Genomic DNA, 11,827 nt, shown 5'->3' on the forward strand with positions numbered 1-11,827 from the left:
TCTCAGCTCGCCTCGCGCATCGCCTCGGCGGCCTGCAGATCGACCGAGACCAGCTGGCTGACGCCCTGCTCGGCCATGGTAACGCCGAACAGCCGGTCCATGCGCGCCATGGTGATGGGGTTGTGGGTGATGATGACGAAGCGCGTCTCGGTGGTCTTCGACATCTCGTCCATCAAATTGCAGAAGCGCTCGACATTGTGGTCGTCGAGCGGCGCGTCGACCTCGTCGAGCACGCAGATCGGCGCGGGGTTGGTGAGGAACACCGCGAAGATCAGCGACATCGCCGTCAGCGCCTGCTCGCCGCCGGAAAGCAGCGTCATGGTCTGCGGCTTCTTGCCAGGCGGACGAGCGAGGATTTCCAGCCCCGCCTCCAGCGGATCTTCCGATTCGATCAACTGCAGCTCGGCCGTGCCGCCGCCGAACAGATGCGAGAACAGCCTCTGGAAGTGGCCATTGACCACCTCGAAGGCCGACAGCAGCCGCTCGCGGCCCTCGCGGTTGAGGCTCTGGATCGCCTGGCGCAGTTTTCTGATCGCCTCGATGATGTCCTCGCGCTCGGAAACGATGGTTTCCAGGCGCTCCGACAATTCCTTCTGCTCCTCCTCGGCGCGCAAATTGACGGCGCCGAGCCGCTCGCGCTCGATCTTCAGCCGGTCGAGCTGGCGTTCGATCTCGGTCATGTCGGGCATCGGATCGTCGGCTTCGAGGCCGGTATGCTTGATGACCAGATGCGGCGGCGTGTTCAGCGCCTCCTGGATACGCGCCTCGACCTCGGCGCGGCGTTCATCCGCCGCGGTCAGCCGCTCCTCGGCGCGAACGCGGGTTTCGCGCGATTCGGCGAGCGACTGGATGGCGGCGGTGGCCGCCTTGTCGAGCTCCGCCTGCTTGTTTTCCGCCTCCTGCAGACGGTCGCCGGCAGCCTTGCGCAGCGCCTCGGCCTCGGAAAGCTGCGTCAGCAGGGCGCGGCGCTTGGCGTCGATCTCGTCGGGCGCATCGGCCAGCCTCTCGCGCTCGGCTTCGGCTTCGGCCTTGCGCTCGCCGAGCGCCGCGATCTGCGTCGAGGCGTTTTCGGCGCGCTCCAGCCAGTTCCTTCGCTCGGTGCCGATGGCGTCCAACCGGCGAATGCGCGCCTCGGCCTCGCGCCGCAGCCCTTCATGCACGGCGCGCGCATCGGCAAGCGTGGCGCGGTCGCGCGAGACGTTGGCGGAAGCCTGTTCGAGCTGAAGCTGCAGGTCGCCGAGATCGGGCGCGTCCTTCAGCATCTCCTCGGCTTCGAGGAAGGAGGCCTGCGTCTCCTCGTGGCTGTCAACGATGCGAGCGCGTGCCTCTTCAAGCGCGGCGCGCCGGCTCAACAGCTCGCCGCCGGCCTTCTCGGCCTCGGCCAGCGCGTTGCGGGCGGCATCCAGCGCATGCTGGGCGTCGCGGCCGGCCTGGCGCGCATTGCGCTCGGCCTCACTTGCCTGGCGCATCGCCTGCTCGGCGCGAGCCAGCGCTTCCTCGGCCTCGCGTGCGACGCGCGTCGCCTGCACGGCTTCGGCGTCGAGCTCGGCCAGACGATTCTTCTGCGCCAGCCGCTGCGCGGCGGCGGTCGGGGCATCGGCGCTCGCTGTCAGGCCGTCCCAGCGCCAGAGCGCGCCGTCGCGGCTGACCAGCCGCTGGCCAGGCGAAAGCAGTGCCTGAATGCGACGGCCGTCGGCGCCGTCGACGATGCCGATCTGCGCGAGGCGCCGGGCAAGCTGCGGCGGGGCGCGCACGACGCTGGCAAGGTTCTTGACGCCTTCAGGCAGCGCCACATCGCTGGGCTGCACCACGCTTTCGCCCCAATGCACCGGGGCGCTGCGGTCGAGCGGGACGTCGAGATCCTCGCCGAGGGCTGCGCCAAGCGCGGTTTCATAGCCGCGTTCGACATTGATCTGCTCCAGCACGGACGGAAAGAGATCGCCGCTGGCGGCGTTGAGGATCTTGGCGAGCGTGCGCGCTTCGGTCTCGATGCGCGCCAGTTCGGCCCTTGCATCCTGCAGCGGCGGGCGAGCGGCGCTTTCGGCCGCGCGAGCCTCGGCGACGGCCTGCTCGGCGGAAATGGCGCCGGCCTCGCTCTCTTCCAGCCGAGCCAGCGCGTCCTCGACCAGCAGGCGCTTCTCGGCCGGATCGGGCAGGCCGGAAATCCGCGCGACGATATCGGAAAGCTCGCGGTCGACCTCGGCGAGCTGGCGGGCGAAGCGGTCGCGGCGCTCGGCGGTCTCGCGCAGCGAGCGCTCGATCTGGTGGCGCGAGGCGGCCGCCTCGGCGCGCTCGGCGGTCAGCGCGGCAAGTTTCGCCTCGCTTTGCGACAGCGTCGCGCCGGCCTGCTCGAAGGCGGCGCGCGTGGTCGCCTCGCGCTCGGCGGCACCGGCGTTTTCCGAATTGAGCTCGGCCTCCTCGGCGCGCAGGCGCTCGAGGATGCCGGCATTGTCGCGCACCATCCGCTCCTCGCGGGCGATGTCGGCGTCGAGCTGCTGCAGCCGACGTTCGAGCTCGGTCTGGCGCGCACGGATGCGGCCGGCCTCTTCCTCGATCTGGGTCTTGGCGATCGACAGGCGCTGGAAGGCGGCTGCGGCGGCAGCTTCCGCGTCACGCAAATCCGGCAGCCGGTGCGCGGCTATGCCCTGCTCCCTGGCCGCCGCCATCTGGGCGGCGGCGCGGTCGCCAACCAGCGTGGTGGCGACGGCAAGCGCTGAACGCGCCTCGCCTTCCTGCGTCTTGGCCAGCGTCCAGCGCAGATGCAAGAGCGTTGCCTCGGCCTTGCGGATATCGGCCGACAGGTTCTTGAAGCGCGAGGCCTGGCGCGCCTGGCGCTTCAGGCTCTCGATCTGGCCTTCCAGCTCGCCGACGACGTCGTCCAGCCGCTCGAGATTCTGCTCGGCACCCTTCAGTCTGAGCTCGGCTTCATGACGGCGCGTGTGCAGGCCGGAAATGCCTGCCGCCTCTTCGAGCAGCGCGCGACGGGCCTGGGGCTTGGCCTGGATCAGCTCGCCGATGCGGCCCTGCCCGACCATCGAGGGCGAGCGAGCGCCTGTCGACTGGTCGGCGAACAGAAGCTGCACGTCCTTGGCACGCGCTTCCTTGCCGTTGATACGGTAGAGCGAGCCCGCCTCGCGCTCGATACGGCGCGACACCTGCAATTCATCGGCATCGTTGAAGGCGGCGGGTGCCGTGCGATCGGTGTTGTCGAGGAAAAGTGTGACTTCGGCGGTGTTGCGCGCCGGCCGGGCACCCGAGCCCGAGAAGATCACGTCGTCCATGCCGGACGCGCGCATGTTCTTGTAGGAGCTTTCGCCCATCACCCAGCGCAGCGCTTCGACGAGGTTCGACTTGCCGCAGCCGTTCGGCCCGACAATGCCGGTCAGCCCGCGTTCGATGACGAACTCGCCGGGCTCGACGAAGGACTTGAAACCGAGGAGGCGAAGGCGCGAAAACTTCATTCGCGCCGCCCAACACTACAGGAGTGCGCGCCGAAGCCGGACCGCTTCGGCGCGGCCTGGATGTCAGAGCAGAGGGTCGATGATGGCCGACATTTCCTCAATCGACATCGCCCCTTTGTAGGTCTTTCCATTGATGAAGAAGGTCGGCGTCGAGTCGACCTTGAACTCGTCCGCTCCGCGTTTCTGGACTGCTCTCACATCGTCCAGAAGTTTCTGGTCCGTCAAGCAGGACTCAAAGGACTCCTGTGTAAAACCGGCCAGCTTGGAGATCTGCAGCAGCGCTTCCTTGGTGTTGCTGACACCAACCCAGCTCGGCTGCTGCTTGAACAGCACGTCGACCATGGCGAAGTAATTGTCCTTCGAGCAGCGCGCCAGCATGAAGCCGGCCTCGGCGCTCGGGTCGAACGGGAATTCGCGCAGGATGTAACGGGCCTTGCCTGTGTCGATATATTTGGTCTTCAGCTCAGGGAAAGTGGTCATGGCGAAATGCGCGCAATGCGGGCAGGTCATCGACGCGTATTCAACGATGGTGACCTTGGCGTCGTCCTTGCCGAGCTGCTTTTCGGGCAGCGCGCCGGGCTTGAGCAGTTCCGCCATGTCGACGGTGCCCTGCGCCTCGGGCACCTGGGCCGCCGCCGGCGTGGCGGCCGGCTTGGCAGGCGTCGACGGGTTGGCCGGTTTCACATCGGCGGCCTTGGCCTGCTCGCCGGAGTCGCTGCATGCTGCAAGCAGCGCCACCGCAGGAACAGCAGCCAGCGTGGTCAGAAGGTTTCTGCGAGACAAGCTATTGCCAAACGGGCTTTTGCCAAACGGGGCACGGTTCATGCGAATCACCTGATATCGGTTGGATTTTGCAATGCAAGGGCTAGAAAAGGCGAGAGTTGGCGCGAATTAAGGCATCGCGATCCCCAATCCAATCGGGAAACTCGATCATGAGCATCACGAATGCGCGAGATCGGTAACGCATTCATGACGCTTCTTACGACCCTTTGGGCTTCCTTTCACCCATAATCGTGGCGCCGAGCCGCTCCAGCGAAGCGCGCAGGCCGTCATCCTCGATCTTGCCGACCATGCGCGAAAGCTTCGATTTCTCGGCGTCGCTCAAAGGGCGCGGCGCCGGCTTTGGGCGCGCCTTTTGCGAAAGCACCGGTTTTTGCAGAATCTTGATGCGGCCGACCGCGTTGAAACCCAGGAAGGCGTTGACGCGGTTGATGACCTCGCCGGCCTCGTGCTGCAGATGCAGCGCAGCCATGCCTTCGCAGGCGATGATCAAGGTCGCCGGCTCGAACGGGTCGTCCTCATGCAGCCGGCGCGGCCACTGGATCTTCTCTGGCCGCGAGTAGGCGGCAAGGCGCGGTCCGGCGATCTCTTCCCAGGACTGCACCAACCCTATCGAGATGCCGGCGCGCTTCTTCAGCACCGGATCGAGGATCTCGGTCGCGAGATCGCTCACCGGAACGGGATTGCCGAAGGGCCTTTTCCCTGCCATGTGCGTTCTCCAGTCCCCAGCTCATCCGATCAATGACACCGCTCGATCAGACCCGCAAGGCATCACAGAAGGCCCCGTCCGGCGATACGGGATCCGGAGATACCAGCAAAGCTGGATCCCGGGATATCGGGGCCCGCCTGCTTGCCTGGTATGATGCGCATCATCGCGACCTGCCCTGGCGCGTGACGCCGGGCGCGTTTGCGCGCGGCGAAAGGCCCGACCCCTATCGCGTCTGGTTGTCCGAGGTGATGCTGCAACAGACCACGGTCGAGGCGGTAAAAGCCTATTTCCGCAATTTCGTCGAGAAATGGCCGACGGTCGAGGCGCTGGCGGCGGCACCCGCCGAGGACGTGATGAAGGCCTGGGCCGGGCTCGGCTATTATTCCAGGGCGCGCAACCTGAAGGCCTGCGCCGACCTCGTGGCGCTGCGAGGCGGCCGCTTTCCCGACACCGAGGCGGGCCTGCGCGAATTGCCCGGCATTGGTGCCTACACCGCGGCGGCGATCGCGGCGATCGCCTTCGACCGGCCGGCGGCGGTCGTCGACGGCAATGTCGAGCGGGTCGTGGCCCGGCTCTATTCAATCGAGACGCCGCTCAGCGAAGCCAAACCGCAAATCCGCGCCCTGGTGGAAAAGCTGGTCCCGCAAACGCGGCCCGGCGATTTCGCCCAGGCGATGATGGATCTCGGCGCGACGATCTGCACGCCGAAGCGGCCGCGCTGCATGCTGTGCCCGGTGCGCGAGGATTGCAGCGCCATTCTCAGCGGCGATCCGGAACGCTTTCCGGTCCGCCTGCCGAAGGACGACAAGCCGCTGCGCAAGGGTGCCGCCTTCGTCGCCGAGCGCGATGACGGCGCCATCCTCTTGCGCAAGCGGCCCGACAAAGGCCTGCTCGGCGGCATGACCGAAGTGCCGACCACCGCCTGGACCGCCAGGGTGGATGGCGCGACGACCGCGGACGCCGCGCCTTTTCCCGCCGATTGGCGGCGCGCCGGGCAGATCGGCCACGTCTTCACCCATTTCGCGCTCGAGCTCGACATCTTTCATGCCCACGTCAAGCGCGATGCGCCCGACGGGCATTTCTGGTCGCTGGCCCATGAAATTTCCGGGGAAGCGCTGCCCACCGTCATGAAAAAGGTAATCGAGACGGCCATACCGGGCGCGACCAAAAAGCAGCAGCATTGAAAGGACCGCAATGACCGAAATCCGCCATATCGTCTTCGACATCGGCAAGGTGCTTATCCATTACGATCCGGACATTCCGTTCAGCCGCCTGATCCCCGATGCCGAGCAGCGGAAGTGGTTCTTCGACAATGTCTGCACGAGCGCCTGGAACATCGAGCAGGATCGCGGGCGGACATGGGAAGAGGCCGAGGCGGCGCTGATCGCCGAACATCCCGATCACGCCGAGAACATCCGTAACTTCCGCCGCCACTGGCATGAGATGGTGCCGCACGCCTATGAGGACAGCGTCGCCGTTATGCTCGGCCTGATCGAGAGGGGTCATGATGTGACGATGCTGACCAACTTCGCCGCCGATACGCTTGCCGAAGCCAGGCAACGTTTTGATTTCCTCAACCGGCCGCGCGGCGTCACCGTCTCGGGCGAGATCGGCCTGATCAAGCCGGATCAGGCGATCTACGACCATCACGTCGCCGCATTCGGGCTCAAACCGCCCGCGACATTGTTCATCGACGACAGCCAGAAAAATGTCGATGGCGCCAAAGCGGCAGGCTGGCAGGCCGTGCTGTTCACCGACGCCAAGGCGCTTAAAGCAGACCTTGAGCGGCTGGGGATTGCAGCCTGATCTGAATCGCTTGCGGCGATCCGTTGATGTTTCAGCTTCAGGCGGATCAGGCCCCCGCCCGCTCCATGCCGAGGCGCGCGATGCGGCGCAGCTCGTCGATCGGGGTCAAGCCGCCGCTGCGCTCATAGTGCCAGAAGGTCCAGCCGTTGCAGGCATCCAGCCCCTGCACCTCGGCGCCGATCTTGTGGATCGAGCCGGCGCTGTCGCCGATGGCCAGCGTGCCGTCGGCGCGCACTTTCGCCGCCCAGCGCTTCTTGGCGTCGTAGAGCGTGGCGCCCGGCGTCATCAGGCCGTTGTCGATCAGGCTGATGAAGGCGACGCGCGGTTCGGCGCGCTTGCCGGAAAGCACGGTGAGATCGGCGCTTTCCAGCGGGCGCACCGCGGCGATGCGCTCATTGGCGGCATCGATATAGGCTTGTTCGCGCTCGATGCCGACAAAGTGGCGACCAAGGCGCTTGGCGACGGCGCCGGTGGTGCCGGAACCGAAGAAGGGATCGAGCACGACGTCGCCCGGCTTGGTCGAGGCCATCATGATGCGGGCAAGCAAGGCTTCCGGCTTCTGCGTCGGATGCAGCTTGTTGCCATTCTCGTCCTTGAGCCGCTCGCCGCCGGTGCAGATCGGGAACAGCCAGTCGGAGCGCATCTGCAGGTCGTCGTTCGAGGCCTTCAGCGCTTCGTAGTTGAAGGTATAGCCCTTGGCCTTCTGGTCTCGCGAGGCCCAGATCATCGTCTCATGCGCGTTCTGGAAGCGGCGGCCGCGGAAATTCGGCATCGGGTTGGTCTTGCGCCAGACGATGTCGTTCAGGATCCAGAAGCCGAGATCCTGCATGCGGGCGCCGACGCGGAAGATGTTGTGATAGGAGCCGATGACCCAGATGGTACCGCTGGGCTTCAGCACGCGGCGCGCCGCGAGCAGCCAGGCACGAGTAAAGGCGTCGTAGGCCTCGAAACTCTCGAACTGGTCCCAGTCGTCGTCGACTGCGTCGACCTTGGACTGGTCGGGCCGGTGCAGGTCGCCGTCGAGCTGCAGATTGTAGGGCGGGTCGGCGAAGATGACGTCGATCGACTTTTCCGGCAGCCGGTCGAGCGCGGCGACGCAATCGCCTTTCAGGATGGTATCCAGCCATTCGGACCGCTGGGGAGCGTGGGAAAGCTCGTCGAGAAGACGCATGGCAGACATCAAAACACCCAAAGCACGCGTTACGGTTTACTGACTGTTATGGTTACCGATCAGCGTAAACATTCAGTGAAGGCTGCAGACGCTTGCGCGGTTTGCGAAGAGCGGCCCGTTGGTGTATGCCGCACCGCTTGGGCCAGCCATGCCATGCTCCCCTTCTCAACTTCCGGATTGCCATGCCCCAGCCAGACCTTGTCATCTTCGATTGCGACGGCGTGCTCGTCGATTCCGAAATCATCGCCGCGCGCGTCGATGCCGAGCTTCTGACGTCGGCCGGATTCGAGATTTCGGCCGAGGAGCTTGCCGAGACCTATGCCGGCCTGACCTTCAAGGACATCATGCTGCGGGTCGAGGAGAAGTCGCGAATCCCATTCCAGGCTTCGCTGATCGACCGCGAGGAAGAACTCGTCGACCGCAAGCTGCGCGCAGACGTGCGCGTCATCGACGGCGCCCGCGAGGCGGTCGCGGCCGTAACCGCGCCACGCGCCGTCTGCTCCAATTCACGCACCGAGCGGGTTGAATTCATGCTGGAGAAAGTGCGGCTGCTGCCGTTCTTCGCCGGCCGCATCTTTTCGGGCCTCGATATTCCCAGCAAGAAGACCAAGCCGGCGCCGGACGTGTTCCTCTATGCCGCCGAAAAGCTCGGCGCCAACCCGAAGAACACTTTCGTGATCGAGGATTCCGTGCACGGCATCGCCGGCGCCAGGGCCGCCGGCATGCGCGTCATCGGCTTCACCGGCGCCGGGCACAGCTATCCGGGCCATGCCGATGCGCTAACCGAGGCCGGCGCCGAAACGGTCATCCGGCGCTGGGCGGAGCTCAACAGCACGATCGCGGCGCTGTCGGGGTGGTCCGAGGACGCCTAGAGAATTCAAGGATCCGGCTACGAGCGCGTCATCAGCGTCGACAGCTGGTCGGTGTCGTAGCGGTTTCGCAGATCGGCGAGCGCTTTCGGATCCGGCGCGCCCTGCGCCGTGAGTTCGGCAAGCTCTTCGAAATAATGTTCGTGACCGGGCGGAGAGACGGTCATCAGCACGCGCGCCGGCTTCTCGCTGACATTCGTAATGTTGTGCGGCATTCCCGGCGGGATGAACAGAAAGGTGCCGGGCGTTGCCCGAATCGTTCTGTCGCCGATATGCCATTCACACTCGCCCTCGAGCAGGTAAAAGGTCTCTTCCTGCACCCGGTGAACGTGTCGCCCGGTGGCGAATTCCGGCGGGATCGTCCAGTCGAACATGCTCGTATGCGTGGTATTTTCATCGGTAACGAGGAAAGCCATTGGATGGCCACGCAACATGACGCCCTTCTTCTCGTCGGGCATACGGATGACGGCATCAGCGCTCATATGATCCTCCTCTGGCAGCGCGCTTGTTTGCGGCAAGCGTTCGCGCAACATCGGCTGCTCACGCCGGAAAGTCGTGAATCCGTTGCCAAAAATTTGCTAAAAGACTCGAATGACAGCCAGGGGCGACGCCTACCAGTTCGGCCCGTTCCGCCTCGATCCCGAGGTGGGCATTCTCTTTTATGGGGCCGAGCCGACCATGCTTGGACGACGCGCCGTGGCGCTGCTGCGGCTCCTGATCCAGAGTGCGGGCCAACCCGTATCGAAGGACGCCCTGATCGAGGCCGGCTGGGGCGGATCGGCGGTTGCCGATAACAATCTGACGGTTCAGATTGCAGCCCTGCGCCGGACTCTGGCCGACGCGGCGAATGTCGCGAGTTGGATCGAGACGCTGCCACGCCGCGGCTACCGCTATGTCGGACCGGCCGTCGCCACCAATCTTCCCGACACCTCGGCCACCACCCGCGCCGCGTCGGCGCCGAGCTTACCTGAGAAACCCTCGATCGCGGTCCTGCCGTTCTCGAATTTGAGCGGCGACCCGCAGCAGGAGTATTTTGCCGATGGGATGGTGGACGACATCATCACAGGCCTGGCACGCATCAAATGGCTGTTCGTCATCGCCCGAAACTCGAGCTTCAGCTACAAGGGTCGCGCCATCGACGTGAAGCAGGTCGGCCGCGAGCTTGGCGTTCGCTATGTCCTCGAAGGCAGCGTGCGCAAGGCCGGCGGCAGCGTGCGTGTTACCGCGCAAATGATCGATGCTTCGACCGGCGCTCATGTCTGGGCCGAGCGCTACGATCGCAGCTCCGAAGACATCTTTGCGCTCCAAGACGAGATCGCACTGGCAGCAGTAGGAGCGATTGCGCCGAGCGTGCGGAAAGCCGAAATCGAACGAGTCAAGCGCAAGCGCCCCGACAGTCTCGACGCCTACGATCTCGTGCTGCAGGCCCAGCCTGACGTGGATTCAGGCATGCCGGATCAGGTGACCAGGGCGCTGGTGCTTCTCGAGCGTGCGCTCGCGCTCGAGCCGGCCTATGCACTGGCGCATGGCAATGCCGCGATGTGCCATCATTGCCTGTTCCTTCGCGCCGGCCTGCAGGAGATCAACCGTGCGTCTTCGATCCGCCACGCGCGGTCGGCCATCGTCCACGGGCAGGATGATGCGCTCGCCCTCACATGGGCGGGCTTTTCCATCGGAATGGATGCGCATAATCGCGCCGGCGCATTCGCGGCATTGGAAGCTGCGCTTGCCATCAGCCCGTCATCGGCGCTGACCTACATTCTCGGCAGCGTCATGCTCGGATGGAGCGGTGAAGCAGAGCGCGCGATAGAGTGGAGCGAGCAGGGCTTACGGCTGAGCCCGTTCGATTCATGGGCCTGGGCCGCATTTGACGCGCAGGCGATGAGCCATTTGCTGCGCGGCCGCTACGAAGAAGCTTGCCGTGCTGCCTACAAGTCCGTCCAAGCCAATCCGGCGCACAGTATCACCTATGTGCAATTGGCCGCCGCGCTGGCCAAGCTTGGCCGATTGGACGAAGCGAGGGCGGCCGCCGCCCGCGTGATCGAGCTTCAGCCTGGCTTTCGCTACAGCCGCCAGTTTGCAGGCGTGAATTGCGCGCCCGCGCTCGCGCAGGCTCTTGGCAGCGCATTACGGGCAGCCGGATTACCTGAGTAGACGACGAACACGTTTGTTTCGTTGGCCAGCGAGATGCCGTTGTTGTTTCCTGCCGTTGCTCAGTTCGTCGCCGGAGCGCGCTTCTTCCCCTTGCCTTTCGGCTTGTCGGCCGCGGCGACCGGCGTGTTCTCGTCATAGCCGGCATAGGCCTGGTAGTCGCGCGCGGTCGGCTCAGGCACCACGACGTTGTTGTCGACGAAGACGAACTGGGTAGCGGCCGATGGGTCGGTAATCTGCACCTGGTACGGATGCAGCTGTGAATAAAGCACCTCGTCGCCATGCTGAACCGCGATGCGGATCGGCATGGTGACGGTGCCGGGCGCGAACATCGGCCCCGGCACGACCTTGCCGGCGACGGCTATCTTCATCGACATCTGGCCGTTGGCATGGGTGCAATCGCGCGTCACGTCGGTGATCGACGCCTGGTAGATGATCCTTGACGGATCGCGATTGGGATCGACGGGTTGGCCGTTAGGTCCGACCTGCGCGGCCGCGGCGGCTGCCTGGGCCTCGGCGTCGGCCGCGGCGTCAACCTTCTTTTTCTTGGGCTTCGCCGTCGTGCCTTTGGCATAGGTGTTGAAATAGGCGGTGCCGTCGCGCAGCGTCACCTTCGGACAATAGGCGCGCAGCTGGCTGGCGAGGATCTTGGGATCCTGCGGCGGCGGCGGCGCGACGGGATCCTTCTTGGTTAAACCAAAGTTAAGAATACCATTGTCGCTCGATTGGCAGCCGGCGGCGGCAAGCATAAAGCCGGTGAGCGCCAGACCCGCGACAAAACGACGGTTGACCGAATAAAACCCCATGAAACTGCACTTCCCTCTCACAAAGCCGGTGACGTATAGCAACCGCGCGGCAAAAATGCGACTGAGCAGGCTCG

The 11,827-nt window shown here is 65.1% G+C and carries 10 protein-coding genes; 4 read left to right on the forward strand and 6 right to left on the reverse strand.

Translation table 11 applies throughout. The annotated features are described in order from the left end of the window. Positions 1-2 precede the first annotated feature (2 nt). From smc to FJ425_RS11775, 3 genes are all read right to left on the reverse strand, one after another. Positions 3-3,461, reverse strand: a complete 3,459-nt coding sequence (gene smc / locus FJ425_RS11765; protein WP_140723556.1) for a chromosome segregation protein SMC — start codon at positions 3,459-3,461, stop codon at positions 3-5. A 63-nt stretch (positions 3,462-3,524) separates the two neighbouring features. After that, positions 3,525-4,286: a DsbA family protein gene (locus FJ425_RS11770; RefSeq protein ID WP_140723559.1), complete on the reverse strand. Its 762-nt coding sequence runs from the start codon at positions 4,284-4,286 to the stop codon at positions 3,525-3,527. Between the two features lie 154 nt (positions 4,287-4,440). Then, positions 4,441-4,950, reverse strand: a complete 510-nt coding sequence (locus tag FJ425_RS11775; protein ID WP_140541553.1) for a DUF721 domain-containing protein — start codon at positions 4,948-4,950, stop codon at positions 4,441-4,443. Positions 4,951-4,982: 32 nt separating this feature from the next. Here FJ425_RS11775 and mutY point away from each other — a divergent pair, with 32 nt between their 5' ends. Next, a complete protein-coding gene (mutY, locus tag FJ425_RS11780) occupies positions 4,983-6,134 on the forward strand; it encodes an A/G-specific adenine glycosylase (RefSeq protein WP_140723562.1) in 1,152 nt (383 codons plus the stop codon). 10 nt (positions 6,135-6,144) lie between these two features. Then, positions 6,145-6,756: an HAD family phosphatase gene (locus FJ425_RS11785; protein ID WP_140723566.1), complete on the forward strand. Its 612-nt coding sequence runs from the start codon at positions 6,145-6,147 to the stop codon at positions 6,754-6,756. 46 nt (positions 6,757-6,802) lie between these two features. Here FJ425_RS11785 and FJ425_RS11790 read toward each other — a convergent pair whose 3' ends face one another. Then, on the reverse strand, positions 6,803-7,936 hold the full coding sequence (locus FJ425_RS11790) for a site-specific DNA-methyltransferase (RefSeq protein WP_140635258.1): 1,134 nt from the start codon (positions 7,934-7,936) through the stop codon (positions 6,803-6,805). A gap of 173 nt (positions 7,937-8,109) precedes the next feature. Between FJ425_RS11790 and FJ425_RS11795 the strand changes: the two genes are divergently transcribed. Next, positions 8,110-8,799 (forward strand): HAD family phosphatase, encoded by a 690-nt coding sequence (locus FJ425_RS11795; protein ID WP_140723569.1) that lies wholly within the window; start codon positions 8,110-8,112, stop codon positions 8,797-8,799. Positions 8,800-8,816: 17 nt separating this feature from the next. Here FJ425_RS11795 and FJ425_RS11800 read toward each other — a convergent pair whose 3' ends face one another. Continuing rightward, positions 8,817-9,278, reverse strand: coding sequence for a cupin domain-containing protein (locus tag FJ425_RS11800; RefSeq protein WP_140723817.1), 462 nt, complete (start codon positions 9,276-9,278; stop codon positions 8,817-8,819). 109 nt (positions 9,279-9,387) lie between these two features. On the opposite strand from FJ425_RS11800, the gene FJ425_RS11805 reads away from it, so the two are divergent. Next, positions 9,388-10,950, forward strand: a complete 1,563-nt coding sequence (locus FJ425_RS11805) for a winged helix-turn-helix domain-containing tetratricopeptide repeat protein (RefSeq protein ID WP_140723572.1) — start codon at positions 9,388-9,390, stop codon at positions 10,948-10,950. Between the two features lie 59 nt (positions 10,951-11,009). On the opposite strand, the gene FJ425_RS11810 is transcribed toward FJ425_RS11805, so the two are convergent. Then, positions 11,010-11,753: a hypothetical protein gene (locus tag FJ425_RS11810; RefSeq protein WP_140723575.1), complete on the reverse strand. Its 744-nt coding sequence runs from the start codon at positions 11,751-11,753 to the stop codon at positions 11,010-11,012. Positions 11,754-11,827: the final 74 nt, after the last annotated feature.

The organism is Mesorhizobium sp. B2-7-2, from assembly GCF_006440775.1.
Classification (GTDB): domain Bacteria; phylum Pseudomonadota; class Alphaproteobacteria; order Rhizobiales; family Rhizobiaceae; genus Mesorhizobium.